Source organism: Thauera sp. (assembly GCF_035444905.1).
In the GTDB taxonomy this organism is placed as follows: Bacteria; Pseudomonadota; Gammaproteobacteria; order Burkholderiales; family Rhodocyclaceae; genus Thauera.
In genome coordinates, this window is sequence record NZ_DAOMPS010000026.1 from 1 (window position 1) to 20365 (window position 20365).

Below are 20365 nucleotides of genomic sequence, written 5' to 3' on the forward strand. Positions count from 1 at the left end.
GCCGGCAGGAAGGTGACGAGGTTCAGCGTCACGGTCACGCCCGCGCCGTGCTCGACCACGGTGGCCACGGCCTCGCGCGCCCCGGCGGCGAACCACAGGCTGCTGCCGCGCAGCGTCGGTTCGGCGAGGGGCAGCCGGCGCTCGAGGCGGTAGCCGCGGGCCTCGAGCTCGGCCTGCAGGTGGGCCTGGTTGTGTGCCGACGACTGCTCGCTGTGCCAGGCCAGGAAGCGGGCGCTGCGTCCGGCATCGTGCATCTCGACGTCGGTGCTGAGCTGACTGCCGGCGGGCAGGCGCAAGCCGAGCCGCTGATCCTGCGCGGCGACGGCGACCGACAGGTCGGACTCCGACAGCGTCCCCTCCACCCGGCCGTCACCGGTTTCGCGCAGGCGCACGACATGGAGCTGCTGGTCTTGCTTGCGCGCGAGGACGGTCCACGCCGCCACCCGCGTCTCGACGATAGGCTGGCCGAGCGCCTCGCGGTAGAAGGTTCGTGCGCTGGCGAGCGAGGCCTCGACCTCGAATTGCCGGATCCGCGTCGGCACGCCCTTGATGCGGATGAGCTCGGCCACCGGGGTCAGGCGTGCGCCGTCGATGACCGGCAGCGTCTCCGGCGGGAAGGCCCCGGCGCAGGCCTTTGCCGCCCACATCAGGCTGCCACAGAGTGCGGCGACCACGGTGGTGACGCGCAGCACCTCGGACAGCGCCGGGCGGTGCCCGAGCGTGCGCCGGGAAGGGGGGAGGGCGGCAGGCGCGGTGCGCGGGCGCTGGGTGCGCAGGATGGTGTGCATGCTCAGCAGCCCTCCACGAGGCGGTCGCAGGGCACGATCTCGGCCCGGACCTTGCCGACCGCGATGGCCTCATCGAGCATCAGTTGCGGCAGCACGGTGCCTACCGTGTCGCCGATCAGCTTGAGTGGTGCGATCGGATGAACCGCGGCGCCGCCCTGCTCGATGCGGCGTGCCACTTCGTCGGGGTTGGGTGCGGACCAGGGGCCGCTCAGCACGACCTGATGGCGCGAGATCTGGAGGCCGAGGCTGTCAAAGCCGGGCAGGCCGGCGATGTCGCGCGGCGTGACGCTGACGCGCGCCGTGTATTCGGTTTCGGTGGGCAGCTCGAAGCCCGCCGGCCCGGCAAGCGGCGCGCTCGTCGGGGCGCCGTTGCTGCGTCGCTCTAGGCGGACGCCAATCTGCTCGGCGAAGCGGTCGATGAGGGGCTGGCCGCGATGGTCCGACCACAGGGGATTGCGCTCGGCGTGCGTGTCGCCTACCGAGGCGCCGGTCCGGATCGGCGCATCCGAGGTGCTGAAGAAGCGCTGCCTGATTTCGGCCGCCAGCCTGGCCTCGGTCCTGGCTGGCGCGGCAGGGCCGGACACGGTGGTCTCGAAGGCGGCATAGCGGGCCGCCTGCTCCGTCGCATGGGCGAGGTCGAGGTACTTGCCAAGCAAGGGCAGGGTCAGGAACAAGGGCACCAGCACGAGCGCCAGCACCAGGAACTCGACAATGGACTGACCACCGCAGCGGCGGCAGGGCGCGGGATGCAAGGGTGCGCGGCGGAGAGGGGGGCGCGATCTCATGGCAGCGTGAGCCCGCCCTGTTGTGACGCGGCCCATGCACGGTCTGTCAGCGTCGGCGTGGCCAGACGTGCCTGCCAGTAGGGGCTGTAGAGGCTGGGTCGTTCGCTCTTGCCGTCGTGGCGTGCTTGCGGCGGCGCGAAGAAGACCTCGGCGCGGGACAGCGCCGCCATCTCGCCACCCGATGCGGGCGCGTCGAACTGCTGCAGGCGCGCGCCTGGCTGCACGATGCTGCTGCCACCGGACGTTCGCAGGGCCGCGCGTGGCTTGGCGACGCGCAGGGTGACACCGCTGATGGGGTGGGCGTGTGGCGAGAGGTCGCGCAGCTCGCGCGTGGCGGGCAGGCCGCTGAAACGACCGCCAGCCGTGTCGAGCCGCTGCATGGCCGGTTCGGCCAGCCGGTAGGCGGTGGTGGCGTTGTCGCGATAGCTGCCGCCGTGATGGCCGCGCGCATCGCTCGATGCTGCTTCGGCAGCCGTGCTCGCCGCGCCGGCCGCGATTGGGGTGCGCCGCCAGCGCCAACGCCAGCGCCGCATGCGCTGGCCCTGGTGTTCCAGCGTGTCCAGCGCGCGCCACTCGTCGTAGCCGATGAGCTCGGTGCCGCCGCGGCGCTTGAGCTCGACGTTGCGCTGCAGCGGCGACAGGTTGGGGCCGCGGATCGACCACACCCGCTCGCGGGTGAAGTCGTCGCGCGAGCGCAGCACGACCTCGGCCAGGCGCCCACGGCCATCGCCCGCGGGGCCGCTGCGCCCGAGCACCTGTGTGAAGCTGCGGAAGTCATGGCTGGCAGGGTTGATGGAGGCGCGCATCGCCGGGTCGATGCGCTGCACCAGCGTGTTGGCCAGATCACCCTGCGCCAGCCCGGTGGCCAGGCTGGCGTGCATCACCGACTGGGAGGCCGAGAGCGCGACCGACACCGCGTCGTGGATGCTGACGATGGAGCCCAGTGCGCGATCCAGATTGCTCACGATGGTGCGCAGCGAACCGCCGGCCCATACGTCGAGATAGGCGGAGCCGTTGACGGTGCCCAGGAGCTGCGCCAGACGGGGGTATTCGGCCGGGTGGTAGATCCAGCTCGAGGCCACGCTGGCCAGCGTGCCCGCGTTGTTCACGCTGCTCTCGAAGTAATGCAGCCACGACACCAGGCTGACCGCCTGCGCAATGGCCACCTGGTTGGCCACGATCGCGCGATTGGCGTAGGCGTCGTAGTTGAGGGCGCGCGCCTCGAGCGTGGCGACGCTCCAGGCGGCCGCGTCGGCGGCGTTGGTGATGCGCAGCTTCTCGTCCACGCTGCGCCCGGTGTTGAACATCAGCAGCAGCACGCCGGCGCTGGCGAACACGAAGAACAGACCGAGCACCAGGGCCTGGCCCCTGCCGGCGAGCGGACCTGCTCGGACGGCCGCGGCGGCGCACAGCCGGCCAGCAGGGGCGCGGCTGGGGTCGCAGTGGCGGGCGTGGATGCGTGTGGGCATGCGCGGACCGGCTTGCGTGTGCGCTCAGCGGCCGGCGTTGCCGGTGTAGTTGTCGAGGGTGCGCGCGGTGTTGGCCTGGGTGGAGGCCGTGCCCGCCGCAGTTTGCGCCGCCGTCTTCTGCGCGGTGCCGTCGCTGCCGGCGATCTCCTTGGCGATGGCCGCGGTCTGGTTGCGCACCGTCTGGCCGAAATACTGATACACCGCGATCGCCGCCACCGCGATCAGCGCCACGATGACGATGTACTCGGTCATGCCCTGACCGTGCTGCCGGTCTTGCTGGAGGTGTGCTGCCATGATCGCTCCGTCGGTGGATAAGACGAAATGATGATGGCAAATGAAAAATGCATAGTCAATATGCAAATCGCGTTACTGAGGCGATCGTGTCTCGGGCTGTGCGGTCGGTGAACGCAAAGGGCCCGCTGCATTGCTGCAGCGGGCCCAGTGGGGCGCCGGATTGCGGGTCGTTCAGCGCGCGATCGGCTTGTAGCGGATCCGCTTGGGCTTGGCGCCTTCCTCGCCCAAGCGCTTCTTCTTGTCCTCTTCGTACTCGTGGAAGTTGCCGGCGAAGAAGGTCCATTGCGAATCGCCCTCCGCCGCCAGGATGTGGGTGCAGATGCGGTCGAGGAACCAGCGGTCGTGCGAGATCACCAGCGCGCAGCCGGCGAACTCCAGCAGGGCGTCTTCCAGGGCACGCAGGGTCTCCACGTCGAGATCGTTGGACGGTTCGTCGAGCAGCAGCACGTTGCCGCCCTGGATCAAGGTCTTGGCCAGGTGAAGGCGCCCGCGCTCGCCACCCGACAGGTTGCCAACGATCTTCTGCTGATCGCCGCCCTTGAAGTTGAAGCGGCCGAGGTAGGCGCGGCTGGGCATCTCGAAGCGGCCGACGGTAAGGATGTCGGCGCCATCCGAGATGGTGTCGAACACGGTCTTGTCGTTGGCCAGGCCTTCGCGGGTCTGGTCGACGGCGGCGATCTTCACCGTGCTGCCGATGACGACCTCGCCCGAATCGGGTTTGTCGCGGCCCTCGATCATCTTGAACAGGGTCGACTTACCCGCACCGTTGGGGCCGATGATGCCGACGATGGCGCCCGGCGGGATGCTGAAGCTGACGTTGTCCATCAGCAGCTTGTCGCCGAAGGCCTTGCTCACGCCGTTGAACTCGATGACCTTGTCGCCAAGGCGCTCGCCGGGCGGGATGAAGATTTCCTGCGTCTCGTTGCGGCGCTGGTATTCGACGCTGGCCATCTCCTCGTAGCGCGCCAGGCGCGCCTTGGATTTGGCCTGGCGCGCCTTCGGGTTGGAGCGCGCCCACTCCAGTTCGGTCTTCATCGCCTTCTGGTGCGCGGCTTCCTGCTTCGACTCCTGCGCCAGGCGCTCGCCCTTCTGCTCCAGCCAGGACGAGTAGTTGCCCTTCCACGGGATGCCGTGGCCGCGGTCGAGCTCGAGGATCCACTCGGCGGCGTTGTCGAGGAAGTAGCGATCGTGGGTCACCGCCACCACGGTACCGGGGAAGCGGGTGAGGAACTGCTCCAGCCACTCGACCGATTCGGCGTCGAGGTGGTTGGTGGGCTCATCGAGCAGGAGCATGTCGGGCTTGGACAGCAGCAGCTTGCACAACGCGACGCGGCGCTTCTCGCCGCCGGACAGATTGCCGATCACCGCCTCCCAGGGCGGCAGGCGCAGTGCGTCGGCCGCGATCTCCATCTGGTGCTCGATGTCGCTGCCTGCGGTGGCGAGGATGTTCTCGTACCTGGCCTGCTCCTCGGCGAGCTTGTCGAAGTCGGCATCCGGTTCGGCGTAGGCGGCGTAGATCTCCTCGAGCCTCTGGCGCGCTTCCATGATCTCGCCCAGGCCGGCCTCGACCTCTTCCTTCACGGTCTTGGTCGGGTCGAGCTCGGGCTCCTGCGGCAGGTAGCCGATGCGCTGGCCGGCGAGCCACTGCACCTCGCCGTCGTAGTCCTTGTCCACGCCGGCCATGATGCGCAGCACGGTGGACTTGCCCGAACCGTTGAGTCCGAGCAGGCCGATCTTGGCGCCGGGGAAGAAGGAGAGGGAGATGTCCTTGATGATCTGACGCTTGGGCGGAACGGTCTTGCTCACGCGCAGCATCGACATGACGTATTGGGCCACTACGGGTACCTCGTTGGCGGTGTTCGGTGGGGCGGAAAAGGCGGGAGTCTACCCGAGCGGGCGGTCGCAGGCACGCTTGGCGCTTGCGGCTAGCCGATCGGGGTATTACGCTGGACGTGCGTGTAAGAAATGCAAATGGACGGGAGGTTCGACATGCACACCACACTGACGAGCAAGGGCCAGGTGACGATCCCCAAGCACATCCGCGATGCGCTGCATCTCGAGCCCGGCTGCGCGATCGAATTTCGAATCAACCGCGAGGGCGAGGTGGTACTGACACGCCCCGGGACACTGCACGACGAGAATGATCGCTTCGAACGCATGCGCGGCAAGGCCGACGTGAAGTGGCGCACGGACGACCTGATGGCCTTGCTGCGTGGCGACGACTGATGTTGCTTGTCGACACCAACGTCCTGATCGACGTGCTGGAAGACGATCCGCAGTGGGCGGATTGGTCAATCGACATGCTGCGCCGGCTGTCGCAGGTGCATCGTCTTGCGATCAACCCCATCATCTATGCCGAATTGTCGCTGACATTCTCGACGGTCGAGGCGCTCGATGAGGCGGTCAGCGGATTCGGTGTCGATCTCCGCGAGCTTCCCAGGCCGGCGCTGTTTCTCGCGGGGAAGGCGTTCGTCGCGTATCGCCGGACGGGCGGCGAGCGCAAAAGCGTCCTGGCCGATTTCTTCATTGGCGCCCACGCCGCGGTGGAAGGCTGGCCGATCCTGACGCGAGATCCACGCAAGTACCGGCACTACTTCCCCTCGGTCGAGCTGCTGACACCGTGAAGTGCGCTGAGCCGCACGCGCTGCTTTGGTCGCCACTCGCGCGCGTCGTCCCCGTTCGCAGTCTGCTTCGCTACAGCATCCCCTCGATATCCTTCACCAGCTCGTCCGGCGTCGTCGTCGGCGCGTAGCGCTCGATGTGCTGCCCATCGCGGCTCACGAGGAACTTGGTGAAGTTCCACTTGATCGCCTCGGTGCCGAGGATGCCCTTGGCGTGCTGCTTGAGGTACTTGTAGAGCGGGTGGGCGCCGTCGCCGTTGACCTCGATCTTGGCGAACATCGGGAAGCTGACGTCGTAGTTCTTGGTGCAGAAGGCGCCGATTTCCTCCGCGCTGCCCGGTTCCTGGGCGCCGAACTGGTTGCACGGGAAGCCGAGCACGACGAGGCCGCGGTCCTTGTAGGTCTGGTGGAGCTTCTCGAGGCCAGCGTAATGCGGGGTGAGGCCACACTGGCTGGCGGTATTGACGATCAGCAGCAGCTTGCCGGTGTATTCGCCGAGGGTGGTGGTGCCGCCGGCGAGGCGTTCGACTTCGATGTCGTACAGGCTGGAACTCATCGGGGTTCTCCGGATGCGGGGCGGGCGATGGACAGACGTGTTTCGATCTCCGCTGCCGGCACCGGGCGGCCGATGAGGTAGCCCTGCAGCTGGTGGCAGCCCTGGGCGGTCAGGAAGCTGCGCTGCGCCTCGGTCTCCACCCCTTCGGCAATGGCCTCCAGCTCCAGGCTGTGGGCCATGCCGATGATTGCGGCGGCGATCTTGCCTTCGGTGCCTTCGGCGCTGATGTCGCTGACGAAGCTGCGGTCGATCTTGAGCGCATTGACCGGGAACTGGCGCAGGTAGTTCAGCGACGAGTAGCCGGTGCCGAAGTCGTCGATCGACAGGCGCACGCCCATCTCGCGCAGGCGGATCAGGGTGTGGATGGTGCGGTCGATGTCGCGCATCAGCATGGTCTCGGTGAGCTCGAGCTCGATCAGGCTGGGCGCGAGCGCGGCCGCGTCGATCGCATGCGCGACATGCGAGACGAAGTGCTGCTGCGCCAGTTGCTGCGCCGACAGGTTGACCGCGATCGGCACCACCTCCAGCCCGGCGTCGAGCCAGGCGCGCTGCTGGCGGCAGGCTTCGGCCAGCACCCAGTCGCCGATGGTATTGATCAGGCCGGTTTCTTCCGCCAGCGGGATGAAGCGCCCGGGCGCCACCATGCCGAGCTCGGGGTGCTGCCAGCGCAGCAAGGCCTCCAGGCCGAGCAGGCGCCCGGTTCTGGCGCACGCCTTGGGCTGGTAGTGCAGCAGCAGCTCGCCACGATCGGTGGCGCCGCGCAACTGGTTCTCGAGCAGCAGCTGGCCGAGCGAGGAGGTGTTCATCTCGGCCGAATAGAACTCGAAGCCGTTGCGCCCGGCTTCCTTGGCACGGTGCATGGCGGCGTCGGCGTTGCGCAGCAGCATCGACACGTTGCCGCCGTCCTGATCGTAGAGCGCGATGCCGATGCTCGCGGTGACGGTGATCCGGTGCTCACCGAGCTGACAGGGCAGGGCCACGGCATCGAGGATCTTGCGCGCGGCTGCTGCCGCATCCTGCGGGTTGCCCGCCTCGGGCAGCACCGCCACGAACTCGTCACCGCTCAGGCGCGCAAGCGTGTCGGTGTCGCGTATGGCGCTGCGGCAACGTTCGGTGATCTGCAACAGCAGGCCGTCGCCGCTTTCGTGCCCCAGCGTGTCGTTGATGGTCTTGAAACGGTCAAGATCGAGCAGCAGCACCGCCACGCCCCGCTTGTTGCGGCGGGCCTGCAGCAGCACCTGCTGCAGGCGGTCGTGCAACAGGGCGCGGTTGGGCAGGTTGGTCAGGGGGTCGTGGTGCGCCAGGTGCAGGATGCGGGCCTCGGCTTCCTTGCGCTCGGTGATGTCCGAGAAGATGCCTATGTAATTGGCGAGCTCACCGTCCTCACCGCGCACGGCGGTGATCGACAGCCACTCCGGGTAGATCGAGCCATTGCGGCGACGGTTCCAGATCTCGCCTTGCCACTGGCCGCGGCTGTTGATCGTCGTCCACATGCGCCGGTAGAAGCCGGCGTCCTGGCGCCCGGAGTTCAGGATGGAGGGCGAGCGGCCGATGACGTCGTCCACGCCATAGCCGGTGATGCGGGAGAAGGCCGGATTGATCGCGATGATGCGCGCTTGGGCATCGGTGATCAGCATGCCCTCGCTGGAATTGGTGAATACCGTCGCGTAACGCCTGAGCTCGCCTTCCGCGTGCCTGAGGGCGGCGACCTTGTCGCCCAGGTCCGCATTGGCCTGGGTGACCGCGAGCGTGGCCTTGCGCAGGCGGAATGCGGTCAGCAGAAGGTACATGCCCAGGCTCAACGCCACCAGCAGCAGCAGGACGCGATGCGTTTGCATGCGCGCCGTCGCCGCTTCGTAGCCCACGGTGTAGGTCTCGACCACGAGCTCGCCCTGGCGCGCGGTGAAGAGGCCGAGGAGTTCGCGCGCGGTGGCGTCGAGGCGTTGGCGGTGCTCGAGTGCTGCCGCCTTGCCGTTGCCGGCCCGGGTGTCAGCGAGTCTGGCGTCCTGGTTCGCGCCCGCTTCCAGCGCGTGGCGCAGCGTGTCGATGAGCGTTCGCTTGCGGTCGTGCAGCTCGGCGTAGCGTTCGATCTGCGTGAGCACCTGCATGGTCTCGGCGCCGGTCAGGAAGGTTGGGGTGTGACGCAGCTCGCGGATGAGTGTCTGGATGCGCTCGACGCGACTGTCGACCTCCTGCCAGCCTGCGTCAGCGTCCGGATCCAGGCGGCGGGCGATGGTGGCGGTGTTGAGTTCGGCGTCGATCTGGCGAATCTCGCGCAGATCGCGGGCGTAACGCAGGTGCTCGCGCGTGGTGACGGCGCCGGCCTCTATGAAGATCCAGCCGATGAGGCTAAGGCCGAGCAGGATCAGCACCACCAGACGGATGCTGGTGGAGGTTCTGAGCAATTGCGCGACGGCGGCGCGCGTCATGCCCTTCGCCCGGCCGCCTGGGCGGGCGAAGGAGAAAAGGGGAAGAGGGGGGCAATCTGTGTCATCGGCCGCGCATGCTAGCCCCAGATTTGGCCCAAATGTTGATAAAAGTCAAAGAAAACCGGATAGCTCGCCTGCATGCGCAGGCTGCATCGGCGCCCTCACTTCTCCACGAAGGCACGCTCGATCACGTAGTCGCCCGGCACGCCGATGCGCGGCGACATGCGAAAACCCCGGCTGTCGAGCAGGTCGCAGCAGTCCTTGTTCATCGCCGTGCTGCCGCAGATCATCACCCGGTCGTGGGCCGGATCGAGCGCGGGCAGGCCGATATCGGCAAACAGCCTGCCGCTGTCGATGACGTGGGTGACGCGACCCTGGTTGCGGAAGGGCTCGCGGGTGACGGTGGGGTAGTAGATCAGCTGCTCGCGCACCTGCTCGCCGAAGAACTCGTTTTGCGGCAGCACGCGGGTGATGAAGTCGGTGTAGGCCAGCTCGGAGACGAAGCGCACGCCGTGCACCAGCACCACCTTGTCGAAACGCTCGTAGGTCTCCGGATCCTGGATCACGCTCAGGAAGGGCGCGAGCCCGGTGCCGGTCGCCAGCAGGTACAGATGCCGGCCGGGGTTGAGGTCGTGCAGCACCAGCGTGCCGGTGGGCTTCTTGCTCACCACGATGGGGTCGCCCTCGCGCAGGTGCTGCAGGCGCGAGGTCAGCGGGCCGTCGGGCACCTTGATGCTGAAGAACTCGAGGTGTTCCTCGTAGTTGGGGCTGGCGATGCTGTAGGCGCGCGTGAGCGGCTTGCCATCGACGTCCAGCCCAATCATCACGAACTGGCCGTTCTCGAAGCGCAGGCCGGGGTCGCGCGTGGTGCGGAAACTGAAGAGGGAGTCGTTCCAGTGATGGACGCTGAGGACGCGTTCGGTGACGAGGCTGCTCATGATCTTGTCGGGCCCTGCATGAAAGTTTGCGATGGGGCCCATTCTAGGTCGGCGTTGTTAGCGCTTTAGTGGATAATTCTTCTATCACTTACCTGTTAAGTCGATATGCGATTCACCCTGCGCCAGATTCAGGTCTTCGTCGAGATCGCCCGCAGCGAGAACGTGTCGCGCGCGGCCGAAGCGCTCGCGCTGTCGCAATCAGCCGCCAGCGCCGCGCTGGCCGAGCTGGAGAACCAGTTCGACCAGCAGCTCTTCGACCGCGCCGGCAAGCGCCTGCGCCTCAACGAGCAGGGCAGCCTGCTGCTGCCGCATGCGGTCGAGCTGCTCGACCGGGCCGAGGAGATCGACGCCCTGCTGCGCGGCGAGCGCGGCCTGGGCAATCTGCGCGTGGGGGCGACGCTCACCATCGGCAACTACCTGCTGCCGCTGATCGTCTCCAACTTCCTGCAGGACCACCCCGAGAGCCGGGTGCGCCTGCAGGTGCACAACACCGCCACCATCGCCGCCATGCTGCTGCGCCACGAGATCGACCTCGGCCTGGTGGAAGGGCAGATCGTGGATGCCGAGCTGGAGGTGCAGACCTGGGTCGAAGACGAGCTGGTGGTGTTTTGTGCGCCGGGGCATGCCCTGGCCGGGCGGCGCGTGAAGGCGCTGGAAGAGATCGCCCATCAGCCGTGGATTCTGCGCGAGCGCGGCTCGGGCACGCGCGAGACCTTTGATCAGGCCATGCGCCACTGGCCCGGCGGCATCGTGCCGCGGCTCGAGCTCGAGCACACCGAGGCGGTCAAGCGTGCGGTCGAGAGCGGCCTCGGCCTGGGCTGCCTGTCGCGGCTTGCGCTGCGCGACGCCTTTCGCCGCGGCAGCCTGGTGCCGATCGAGACACCCATGCTCGATCTGCGCCGTTACTTCAACTTCGTCTGGCACCGCGGCAAGTATCACAGCCGCGTCATCCGCCGCTTTCTGGACGACTGTCGCGCCTTTACCGCCGGCGCGCGGCGCAGCGACCAGATTCCCCTGCCGCCGGTCGCCTGAGCGTGTTCGCGCCGCCGGGCGCGGCAAGCGCAGTCAGGCCGCGCCGCGGCGGCGGAAGTCGCGCAGGCGGAAACCCAGCGCAAACAGCGTGGCAAAGTACGCCGCTGCCCCGGCCGCCACCACCGCCGCCAGCCGGCCGGCACGCGCCAGCCCGCCTATCTCCACCCACAGCGCGGCCGGCCCGGCGGCGAACCACAGCACCCCGCCCATCACCGCCAGCGCCGCCAGCAGCTTGAGCCCGAACGCGCCCCAGCCCGCCTGCGGCGTGTAGATGGCGCGCTTGCGCAGGCCGCGGTAGAGCAGGGCGGCGTTGAGGCAGGATGCCAGGCCGATCGCCAGCGCCAGCCCGGCGTGACGCAGCGGAAAGACGAAAGCCAGGTTCATCAGCTGGGTGGCAATGAGCGTGATGATCGCGATTTTCACTGGCGTGCGGATGTCCTGGCGCGCATAGAAGCCGGGCGCCAGCACCTTCACCAGGATCAGCCCGGTCAGACCGACGCTGTAGGCCACCAGCGCGCTGCGCGTGTGCATCACGTCGGTGGCGGAAAACGCACCGTAGTTGAACAGCGTCGCCACCAGCGGCACCGCCAGCAGCGCCAGCCCGAGTGCGGCCGGCAGGGTCAGCAAGAGGGTCAGGCGCAGGCCCCAGTCGAGCAGGGAGGAGAACTCCTCCGCCTTGTCGTCGGCGTAGAGCTTGGACAGGCTGGGCAGCAGGATCGTCCCCAGCGCCACGCCCAGCAGGCCGGCGGGGAACTCCATCAGGCGGTCGGCGTAATACAGCCAGGACACGCTGCCGCTTTCGAGGAAGGAGGCGAAGATGGTGTTGATCAGCAGCGAGATCTGGCTCACCGACACGCCCAGGACGGCCGGCGCCATCAGCTTCATGATGCGGCGCACGCCTGGGTCGGATAGGTTGAGGTCGAAGCGCGGCAGCATGCCGATCTTCAGCAGCGGCCGAATCTGCAGCGCGAGCTGCAGCAGCCCGCCGAGGAACACCGCCCACGCCAGCGCCAGCACCGGCGGGTCGAAGTAGGGCACAGCGAACAGCGCCATGCCGATGAAGGCCAGGTTCAGCAGCACCGGGGTGAAGGCCGGGATCGCGAACCGGCTCCAGGTGTTGAGCACGCCGCCGGCAAGCGCCACCAGGGACATGAAGAAGATGTAGGGGAAGGTGATGCGGGTGAGCTCGACTGTGAGCTCGAACTTGCCCGGGTCGCCCGAGAAGCCGGGCGCCGACACGTAGATGATCAGCGGCGCCGCCAGCGCGCCCAGTGCCGCCACCACCGCCACCACCAGCCCGAGCAGCGTCGCCACCCGATTGACCAGCGTGTGCGTGGCTTCGTCACCCTGCCTGTTCTTGTATTCGGCGAGGATGGGCACGAAGGCCTGCGAAAAGGCCCCTTCGGCAAACATCCGCCGCAGCAGGTTGGGCAGGCGGAAGGCGACGAAGAAGGCGTCGGTCGCCATGCCCGCGCCAAAGGTGCGCGCGATCACGAAGTCGCGCACGAAGCCCAGGATGCGGGACAGCAGGGTCATGCCGCTGACGGTGGCGAGGGCGCGCAGGAGGTTCATGCGGATCGGGGAGGGCGCCGCGAAGGCGCGCGGAAAATGCGAAGCGCGCATCATAGCCGCGCGCCGGCACGGCGGTAAGCGTGGACGGCAAAAACCCGCTTGCATTCGCCAGATGGCGCCAATATAATCGCGGACTTTCTAGAACCACCAATACGGAATTCAAATTTATGGCCAACTCGGCACAAGCTCGCAAGCGCGCCCGTCAGGCGACCAAGGCCCGCGCCCACAACGCCAGCCTTCGTTCCCGCCTGCGTACCGCGATCAAGGCCGTGCGCAAGGCCATCGTGGGTGGCGACAAGGCGGCGGCTCAGTCGGTCTTTCGCACCTCGATGAGCACCATCGACAGCATCGCCGACAAGAACATCATCCACAAGAACAAGGCCGCTCGTCACAAGAGCCGTCTGTCGGCTGCCGTCAAGTCGATGGCTGCCTGATTCTTGCTGCACGATGTCGGCGCCCAGGCGCCGCAACAAAAAAGCGACCCGCGAGGTCGCTTTTTTGTTTTTGGCGACGCGTACAGGCCGCCCTCTGCTGCACCGGGTTTCCGCTGCGTGCTCAAAGCGGCGTGTCGCCCATCCACTCGATCTGCAGGTCGTTGTCGTTGGCGAAGTTCACCATGAACTTGTAGGCCAGGGGCTCGACGTCGTAGAGGCGGGCGTCGACCAGCACGGTCTTGTCGCCCTTGAGCGTGCAGCCGGGGCGCACGTAGGGGGAGTAGGTCATCCGGTGGTCGGCGCCAAAGGCCGACATGACGCCGCACAGACGGTCTGCCCAGTCGCTCGGACGGAATTTCTTCCCCTCCCTCGTGACCCCGACAATGATGAAGTTCTCGATCTTCTGGTTCATGTGTGATGCCTTGGCGGCTTCGGGGGGCGTTCGTGTTCCGGTTCTTTTATGCCGGAATCAAAACGGGGCGCATTCTAGCAGAAATCGGGCTTCGCCCGCGGTGCAGCATGCGGGTGCGGCGCCCGTGCGCTTATGTACAGGGCGCCGGGTTTTGGCTTAACATTCAGCACTCTTCCCTGCACGGCGGCATCTGCCGCCGTGTGCGTTTCCTGGCTTCGTCGAACTCGAGGTACCCCATGTCCCATGTCATGAACACCTACGCCCGCCTGCCGGTGGCTTTCTCGCACGGCGAGGGCGTGTGGTTGTACGACGAGACTGGCAAGCGTTATCTCGATGCCCTCTCCGGCATCGCCGTCAGCACCCTCGGCCACAATCACCCGCGCCTGGTCAAGGCCATCGCCGACCAGGCCGCGCGCGTGCTGCACACCTCCAATCTCTACGGCATCCCGCTGCAGGACAAGCTCGCCGACCGCATCGCCGAAGTCTCCGGCATGGACGAGGTGTTCTTCTGCAACTCGGGCTGCGAGGCCAACGAGGCCGCGATCAAGCTCGCCCGCATGTACGGCCACAACAAGGGCATCGAGGTGCCGCACATCATCGTCATGGAGCAGGCCTTCCATGGCCGCACCATGGCCACCCTGTCGGCGACCGGCAACCGCAAGGCGCAGGCCGGGTTCGAGCCGCTGGTGCAGGGCTTCATCCGCGTCCCCTACAAGGATATCGAGGCCATCCGCAAGGTCGGTGAGCATAACCACAGCGTGGCCGCGGTGATGCTTGAGATGATCCAGGGCGAAGGTGGCGTCAATGTGGCCGACGAAGCCTTCCAGCGCGAGCTGCGCGCCCTGTGCGACGCGATGGGCTGGCTCATGATCTGCGACGAGGTGCAGTGCGGCATGGGCCGCACCGGCAAGTGGTTCGGCTGGCAACACGCCGGCACCATGCCCGACGTCATGACCCTGGCCAAGGGCCTCGCTTCCGGCGTGCCGATTGGCGCCTGCGTTACCGCGGGCAAGGCCAAGGGTCTGTTCGGGCCGGGCAACCACGGCTCCACCTTCGGCGGCAACCCGCTCGCCTGCGCGGCCGGTCTGGCCACCTTCGATGCCATCGTCGACGACAGGCTGATGGACAACGCCATCGCCGTCGGCGAGGCGATCCGCAAGGGCATGGCCGAGGCGCTTGAAGGTGTGGCCGGCATCGTCGACATCCGCGGCCGCGGCCTGATGATCGGCATCGAGCTCGACCGCCCCTGCGGCGTGCTGATGGGCCGCGCGGCCGAGCAGGGCCTGCTGCTGTCGGTCACTTCCGAGCGCGTGGTGCGGCTACTGCCCGCGCTCACCTTCACCGCCGCCGACGCCCAGACGCTGGTGGCCATGCTGGCGCCGATGATTCGCGACTTCCTTGCGAACGGCTGAGGACCGCCCATGACTTCGATCAAGCACTATCTCCAGTTCAAGGACTTCACCCGCAACGAATACGACTACGTGTTCGCGCGTGCCAAGTGGATCAAGGACAAGTTCAAGCGCTACGAGCCCTACCATCCGCTGTTCGACCGCACGCTGGTGATGATCTTCGAGAAGGCCAGCACGCGCACGCGGCTGTCCTTCGAGGCCGGCATGCACCAGCTCGGTGGCTCGGCGATCTACCTCAACACGCGCGACTCGCAGCTCGGCCGCGGCGAACCGGTGGAGGACGCCGGTCAGGTCATCTCGCGCATGAGCGATCTGGTGATGATCCGCACCTTCGAGCAGGACATCGTCGAGCGCTTCGCCGCCAACTCGCGCGTGCCGGTCATCAACGGCCTGACCAACGAATACCACCCGTGCCAGATCCTGGCCGACATCTTCACCTTCATCGAGCATCGCGGCTCCATCCAGGGCAAGACCGTGGCCTGGATCGGCGATAGCAACAACATGTGCAACACCTGGCTGCAGGCCGCCGAGGTGCTGGACTTCAACGTGCATGTGTCCACGCCGCCGGGTTACGAGGTCGAGCCCGAGCGCGCCGGCCTCTACGGCACCAATAATTTCGAACAATTCGCCGACCCGATGGACGCCTGCCGCGGCGCCGACCTGGTGACCACCGACGTGTGGACCTCGATGGGCTTCGAGGCCGAGAACGAGGAGCGCATGAAGGCCTTCGCCGACTGGTGCGTGGACGCCGAGATGATGGCCGTGGCGCACAAGGACGCCGTCTTCATGCACTGCCTCCCGGCGCACCGCGGCGAGGAGGTCACTGCCGAGGTCATGGATGGGCCGCAGTCGGTGGTGTGGGACGAGGCCGAGAACCGCCTGCACGCGCAGAAGGCGCTGATGGAGTACCTGATGCTCGGCCGCATCGAATACTGATCTACCCAATACTCACGGCATGCACGGGCGTGCGCGCCGGCAACACAGCAGGAAACAGGAAAACAGCATGAGCGACGTCAACAAAGTAGTGCTCGCCTACTCGGGCGGGCTGGACACTTCGGTCATCCTGAAGTGGCTGCAGGACACCTACCAGTGCGAAGTGGTCACCTTCACCGCCGACCTCGGCCAGGGCGAGGAACTCGAGCCCGCGCGCACCAAGGCGCTCAAATTCGGCATCAAGCCCGAGAACATCTTCATCGACGACCTGCGCGAAGAGTTCGTGCGCGACTTCGTCTTCCCGATGTTCCGCGCCAACACGATCTATGAAGGCGAATACCTGCTCGGCACCTCCATCGCCCGCCCGCTGATCGCCAAGCGCCAGATCGAGATCGCGCGCGCCACCGGCGCCGACGCCGTCTCGCACGGCGCCACCGGCAAGGGCAATGACCAAGTCCGCTTCGAGCTCGGCTACTACGCGCTGATGCCGGGCGTGAAGGTCATCGCGCCGTGGCGCGAGTGGGACCTGCTGTCGCGCGAGAAGCTGCTCGCCTACGCCGAGAAGCACGGCATCCCGATCGAGATGAAGCACAAGCAGGGCGGCTCGCCCTACTCGATGGACGCCAACCTGCTGCACATCTCCTTCGAAGGCCGCCACCTCGAAAACCCCGCCGCCGAGGCGGAGGAATCCATGTGGCGCTGGACCGTGTCGCCGGAAGCCGCGCCGGACGCCGCCGAGTACGTCGACCTCGAGTTCGAGCAGGGTGACCTCGTCGCCATCAACGGCACCCGCATGAAGGCGCACGAGCTGCTCGCCAAGTTGAACGAGCTCGGCGGCAAGCATGGTATCGGCCGCCTCGACCTGGTCGAGAACCGCTACGTCGGCATGAAGAGCCGCGGCTGCTACGAGACCCCGGGCGGCACCATCCTGCTGCGCGCCCACCGCGCCATCGAGTCGATCACCCTCGACCGTGAAGTCGCCCACCTCAAGGACGACCTCATGCCGCGCTACGCCAGCATGATCTACAACGGCTACTGGTGGAGCCCCGAGCGCCAGGCCATCCAGGCGCTGATCGACAACACCCAGCAGAGCGTCAACGGCTGGGTGCGCCTCAAACTCTACAAGGGCAACGTCATCGTCACTGGCCGCGACTCCAAGACCGACTCGCTGTTCGACCCGACGATCGCCACCTTCGAGGACGACGCCGGCGCCTACAACCAGAAGGACGCCCACGGCTTCATCCGCCTCAACGCGCTGCGCATGCGCATCGCCGCCAACGCGAAGGCCAGGCGTGGCTGAGCGGGCAAAGCCAGGCGCTTGACGGATAGGGCGCAATGGAAATTGACGTCTTCATCTTCGGGCTCACCCTTGCCGAGTTCGAGGATATTTCGCTCAAGCTCGGCCTCACCGCGCTCATCGCGTTCATGGTGTTCATCATCTGGAACCTGGCCAAGGAATCCAAGGCCGGGCGCTACGGCATGATGTGGATGTTCGTCGGCCTGGGGGTCGGCTTCGTCGGCTTCGTCGCGAAGGCCGTCATCCAGAAATTGCTCGGCATCGAATAAGGAACCTGCATCTCATGGGCATCACCACCACCTTCGACGGCGTCGCCGTCACCACCCAGGCCAGCGTCTACTTCGACGGCAAATGCGTCAGCCACGGCATCCAGCTCGCCGACGGCACGAAGAAGTCGGTCGGCGTCATCGTGCCGGCCGCGCTCACCTTCGGCACCGGCGCCCCCGAGATCATGGAAGGCGTGGCCGGCAGCTGCCGCGTGCGCATGAAGGGCGCCGATGGCCAGCCCGGCGAGTGGAAGACCTACGGCGCCGGCGAGTCCTTCAATGTGCCGGGCAACTCGAGCTTCGACATCGAGGTCGTCGGCGAGCCCTACCACTACATCTGCCACTACGGCTGAGCGCGGGGGAGGGGAGTCATGCCGTCTTTCGACATCATGTCCGAGGTCGATCAGCCCGCGCTGCGCAACGCCGTCGAACAAGCCAACCGCAAGGTCGACGGCCGCCACGACTTCAAGGGCACCAGCGCCAGGATCGAGCACGCCGACAAGCTGCTGACGATCTACGGCGACAGCGACTTCCAGCTCGACCAGGTCAAGACCATCCTGCTGCCCGAGATGACCAAGAAGAACGTCGATGTCCGCTGCCTGGACTATGGCGACGTGCAGAAGATCTCGGGCAACAAGGTCAAGCAGGAAGTGAAGGTGCGCGTCGGCGTCGACCAGGACCTCGCCAAGAAGATCGTCAAGCTGTTGAAGGACAGCAAGATGAAGGTCCAGGCCGCCATCCAGGGCGACGCCGTGCGCGTCTCCGGCGCCAAGCGCGACGTGCTGCAGGAGGCCATCGCGCTGGTCAAGAAGCAGATCACGGACTTTCCGCTGCAGTATGGGAATTTCAGGGATTGAGTTCGGCGAGCGCGCGTGCCGGGCTTGCCGGACGATGACGTAGGCTACGACGCGACCTGATTGGCGCGGGTCGCGCACCAGCCGCCGGGGCCTTGCGGGCGGCGTTCAAGTTTGCCGTACATTCACCGTTATGCCTTGCAGGAGCGCCCCTGCGGCGCCATCCATCTGAAGCAAGAGGAAGCCCATCATGGATGCAAGTGCCATCGCCGCTGCCGTCACCGCCAACAGCCAGGCGCAACTGCAGCAGGAGGTGTCGGTCGAGGTGCTGAAGAAGGCCATCGACATTCAAGCCCAGAGCGCAATGCAACTCGTGCAGGCCATCCCTCGTCCGCCCGCGGCCGTGGGGAGCACGGCGGGTGGGCTCATCGATACCTGGGCGTAAGGGAAGCGGAGTCGCGGAGCGACGCCGGGCTGGATCAACGGTGCGCCCGGGCGCTGGTTTCGATCAGCTGCGGAACATTCGCGGCGATCAGCGATCATCCGTCTCGTCTTGATGCATCGATGTCACATTGCTGCCGTGGATGAACATGCGGTGTTCGCGGACTGTCAGCCCGTTTGCCTTGCTTCGAGGATTGATGTTTTGGCGCACCCCCCCGTCGGATCAGAGATCTCCCTTCTGCGTCATCGGCTTCAGTGCTCCCAAGGGGGGCTAGAGCCAAATGCCGACTGGGGGGGGCTCATGAAGCAGCGCGCCCCGATTCCGGCCGCGGTACTCGTGCCGCTGGTCGTGCACGCCGATCATGCCTCGGTCCTCCTCACCAAGCGCACCGACCACCTCCATCACCACCCCGGACAGATCAGCTTTCCCGGCGGCCGGGTGGAGAAAGGCGACGCCTCGGCCGTCGAAACCGCGTTGCGTGAGACCGAGGAGGAGATCGGCCTGCACAGCCGCCATGTGGAGCTGCTCGGCGCCTTGCCCGACTACCTCACCGGCACCGGCTTTCGCGTCACGCCAGTCGTCGGCTTGGTGATGCCGCCGTTCGAGCTCAAGCTCGACGCCTTCGAGGTGGCCGAGGCCTTCGAGGTGCCGCTGTCGCATTTCCTCGATCCGGCGAACCACGAGGAGCACAGCATCATGCACGAGGGGCGCTTGAGGCGATTCCATGCCATGCCTTATGAAGGCTACTTCATCTGGGGCGCGACGGCGGGGATCATCATGTCGCTGTACCGGGTGCTGAGGGTGGAGGACGGTCGCGGTGTCTGAGCTCAGGCGGGGCGAGTCTGAGCCTTTGTGATATCTTCACGACTTATCTTTCGACGCCGATTGGGCGTCCCTTCCTTCGCCTGGGCTGCCGCTTGTCCCGTTTCGCATGACGCTTCTTGAGCTGATTCTCGCCCTTCTGCTCGAGCAGGTGCGTCCGCTTGTCAGGCGGTGGCGGGTGTTGGCGCCTTTTGCTTTGGTGGCAGAGGGTGCCGCTAGGCGCCTGAATGATGGCAGTGCCGCCAGCGGGCGGTTTGCCTGGGTGCTGTTGGTGGCCCTGGGCACGCTAGGCACGGCGGTGGCTTACTGGCTGGCGTGGGAACTACACCCCGTGTTCGCCTTTGCCTTCAACATCGCGGCGCTGTACCTGTGCATGGGCTTTCGGCACGAAAGTCATCATTTCACCGAGATTCACCTTGCGCTGCGAATGGGCGAGCTCGAGCGCGCACGGGCGCTGCTGGCCGCCTGGCGCGGCGGCCGCTACGACGAGGCGAGCCCGAGCGAGGTTGCACGCCTGTCGATCGAGCGGGCGCTGGTGGCAGCCCACCGTAGCGTCTTTGGCGTGGTGTTCTGGTTCGCGATCCTGCCAGGGCCGAGCGGGGCCGTCCTGTATCGGCTGGCGCGGTACCTGAATGATGAGTGGGGTGCGCGGAGCGCGGGCGGTGAGCACCGAACTGGCAATTTCGGCCGCTTTGCCCAGCGCGCCTTCGAGGCGCTCGACTGGTTGCCGGTGCGCATCACGGCGACCGTGTATGCAGTGATGGGCAACTTCGAGGACGCGGTTTATTGCTGGCGCTCGCAGGCCGTGCTGTGGCCGGACAAGTCGTCGGCTATACTGATTGCCAGTGGTGGGGGCGCGTTGGGCGTGAGGCTCGGCATGCCGGTCCATGAGTCCGGCGTGATCGTCGACCGGCCCGAGATGGGTCTGGGCGGAGAGGCGGGTGTCGACCACTTGCAAAGCACGGTAGGCCTGCTTTGGCGGGCCTTGCTTGTGTGTCTGTTCCTGCTGATGTTGCTCGGCGCGGCCGGGTGGGTTGGCAGGTAGTACGTTTGAATTCAAAAAGAGGGAGTG

General features: G+C 66.6%; 23 protein-coding genes. 13 read left to right on the forward strand and 10 right to left on the reverse strand.

What is annotated here, in order from left to right:
- The 5 genes from PLC66_RS12545 to ettA all read right to left on the reverse strand — a co-directional run.
- Nucleotides 1-788, reverse strand: a 788-nt coding sequence (locus PLC66_RS12545; protein ID WP_324540883.1) for a hypothetical protein, incomplete at its 3' end; no start/stop codon positions are given.
- Between the two features lie 2 nt (nt 789-790).
- Entirely contained in the window at nt 791-1540 is a 750-nt protein-coding gene (locus PLC66_RS12550; protein ID WP_324540885.1) for a hypothetical protein, read from the reverse strand.
- A gap of 29 nt (nt 1541-1569) precedes the next feature.
- Complete coding sequence (locus PLC66_RS12555) at nt 1570-3042, reverse strand: pilus assembly protein TadG-related protein (RefSeq protein ID WP_324540886.1); 1473 nt, start codon at nt 3040-3042, stop codon at nt 1570-1572.
- Between the two features lie 24 nt (nt 3043-3066).
- Nucleotides 3067-3336 (reverse strand): hypothetical protein, encoded by a 270-nt coding sequence (locus PLC66_RS12560; protein WP_324540891.1) that lies wholly within the window; start codon nt 3334-3336, stop codon nt 3067-3069.
- Nucleotides 3337-3507: 171 nt separating this feature from the next.
- Nucleotides 3508-5172 carry an energy-dependent translational throttle protein EttA gene (gene ettA, locus PLC66_RS12565; protein WP_324540893.1) on the reverse strand — a complete coding sequence of 555 codons (1665 nt, stop codon included), beginning with the start codon at nt 5170-5172 and terminating at the stop codon, nt 3508-3510.
- A gap of 153 nt (nt 5173-5325) precedes the next feature.
- Between ettA and PLC66_RS12570 the strand changes: the two genes are divergently transcribed.
- On the forward strand, nt 5326-5562 hold the full coding sequence (locus PLC66_RS12570) for an AbrB/MazE/SpoVT family DNA-binding domain-containing protein (protein ID WP_324540895.1): 237 nt from the start codon (nt 5326-5328) through the stop codon (nt 5560-5562).
- Nucleotides 5562-5960, forward strand: coding sequence for a type II toxin-antitoxin system VapC family toxin (locus PLC66_RS12575; protein ID WP_324540897.1), 399 nt, complete (start codon nt 5562-5564; stop codon nt 5958-5960). The genes PLC66_RS12570 and PLC66_RS12575 overlap by 1 nt, the downstream gene beginning before the upstream one ends.
- A 70-nt stretch (nt 5961-6030) precedes the next feature.
- Here PLC66_RS12575 and PLC66_RS12580 read toward each other — a convergent pair whose 3' ends face one another.
- The 3 genes from PLC66_RS12580 to PLC66_RS12590 all read right to left on the reverse strand — a co-directional run bounded on the left by PLC66_RS12580 (nt 6031) and on the right by PLC66_RS12590 (nt 9880).
- Nucleotides 6031-6513, reverse strand: a complete 483-nt coding sequence (locus tag PLC66_RS12580; RefSeq protein ID WP_324540899.1) for a glutathione peroxidase — start codon at nt 6511-6513, stop codon at nt 6031-6033.
- Nucleotides 6510-8942 (reverse strand): putative bifunctional diguanylate cyclase/phosphodiesterase, encoded by a 2433-nt coding sequence (locus PLC66_RS12585; protein ID WP_324540901.1) that lies wholly within the window; start codon nt 8940-8942, stop codon nt 6510-6512. Before PLC66_RS12585 ends, PLC66_RS12580 begins: the two co-directional genes overlap by 4 nt.
- A gap of 161 nt (nt 8943-9103) precedes the next feature.
- Nucleotides 9104-9880 (reverse strand): ferredoxin--NADP reductase, encoded by a 777-nt coding sequence (locus PLC66_RS12590; protein ID WP_324540903.1) that lies wholly within the window; start codon nt 9878-9880, stop codon nt 9104-9106.
- 105 nt (nt 9881-9985) lie between these two features.
- On the opposite strand from PLC66_RS12590, the gene PLC66_RS12595 reads away from it, so the two are divergent.
- Complete coding sequence (locus PLC66_RS12595) at nt 9986-10912, forward strand: LysR family transcriptional regulator (protein ID WP_324540905.1); 927 nt, start codon at nt 9986-9988, stop codon at nt 10910-10912.
- A gap of 33 nt (nt 10913-10945) precedes the next feature.
- Here PLC66_RS12595 and murJ read toward each other — a convergent pair whose 3' ends face one another.
- Nucleotides 10946-12484, reverse strand: a complete 1539-nt coding sequence (gene murJ, locus PLC66_RS12600; protein ID WP_324540981.1) for a murein biosynthesis integral membrane protein MurJ — start codon at nt 12482-12484, stop codon at nt 10946-10948.
- Between the two features lie 167 nt (nt 12485-12651).
- Here murJ and rpsT point away from each other — a divergent pair, with 167 nt between their 5' ends.
- Nucleotides 12652-12918, forward strand: coding sequence for a 30S ribosomal protein S20 (gene rpsT / locus PLC66_RS12605; RefSeq protein ID WP_324540907.1), 267 nt, complete (start codon nt 12652-12654; stop codon nt 12916-12918).
- Between the two features lie 121 nt (nt 12919-13039).
- Here the strand turns inward: rpsT and PLC66_RS12610 are convergent, their stop codons facing one another.
- Nucleotides 13040-13330: a DUF3579 domain-containing protein gene (locus PLC66_RS12610; protein WP_324540909.1), complete on the reverse strand. Its 291-nt coding sequence runs from the start codon at nt 13328-13330 to the stop codon at nt 13040-13042.
- A gap of 236 nt (nt 13331-13566) precedes the next feature.
- On the opposite strand from PLC66_RS12610, the gene PLC66_RS12615 reads away from it, so the two are divergent.
- The 9 genes from PLC66_RS12615 (at nt 13567) to PLC66_RS12655 (ending at nt 20338) form a co-directional block, all read left to right on the forward strand.
- Nucleotides 13567-14742 carry an aspartate aminotransferase family protein gene (locus PLC66_RS12615; protein ID WP_324540911.1) on the forward strand — a complete coding sequence of 392 codons (1176 nt, stop codon included), beginning with the start codon at nt 13567-13569 and terminating at the stop codon, nt 14740-14742.
- A 9-nt stretch (nt 14743-14751) separates the two neighbouring features.
- Complete coding sequence (gene argF / locus PLC66_RS12620) at nt 14752-15675, forward strand: ornithine carbamoyltransferase (protein WP_324540913.1); 924 nt, start codon at nt 14752-14754, stop codon at nt 15673-15675.
- Between the two features lie 67 nt (nt 15676-15742).
- Entirely contained in the window at nt 15743-16972 is a 1230-nt protein-coding gene (locus tag PLC66_RS12625) for an argininosuccinate synthase (protein WP_324540915.1), read from the forward strand.
- Between the two features lie 35 nt (nt 16973-17007).
- Nucleotides 17008-17238: a DUF2788 domain-containing protein gene (locus PLC66_RS12630; protein ID WP_324540917.1), complete on the forward strand. Its 231-nt coding sequence runs from the start codon at nt 17008-17010 to the stop codon at nt 17236-17238.
- Between the two features lie 14 nt (nt 17239-17252).
- Nucleotides 17253-17588 carry a pyrimidine/purine nucleoside phosphorylase gene (gene ppnP, locus PLC66_RS12635; protein WP_324540919.1) on the forward strand — a complete coding sequence of 112 codons (336 nt, stop codon included), beginning with the start codon at nt 17253-17255 and terminating at the stop codon, nt 17586-17588.
- 18 nt (nt 17589-17606) lie between these two features.
- Entirely contained in the window at nt 17607-18092 is a 486-nt protein-coding gene (locus PLC66_RS12640; protein WP_324540920.1) for a YajQ family cyclic di-GMP-binding protein, read from the forward strand.
- Between the two features lie 187 nt (nt 18093-18279).
- Nucleotides 18280-18474 carry a YjfB family protein gene (locus PLC66_RS12645; protein WP_324540921.1) on the forward strand — a complete coding sequence of 65 codons (195 nt, stop codon included), beginning with the start codon at nt 18280-18282 and terminating at the stop codon, nt 18472-18474.
- Nucleotides 18475-18771: 297 nt separating this feature from the next.
- A complete protein-coding gene (locus tag PLC66_RS12650; RefSeq protein ID WP_324540923.1) occupies nt 18772-19296 on the forward strand; it encodes a CoA pyrophosphatase in 525 nt (174 codons plus the stop codon).
- A 106-nt stretch (nt 19297-19402) separates the two neighbouring features.
- A complete protein-coding gene (locus tag PLC66_RS12655) occupies nt 19403-20338 on the forward strand; it encodes a CobD/CbiB family protein (RefSeq protein ID WP_324540925.1) in 936 nt (311 codons plus the stop codon).
- The last annotated feature ends 27 nt before the right edge of the window (nt 20339-20365 follow it).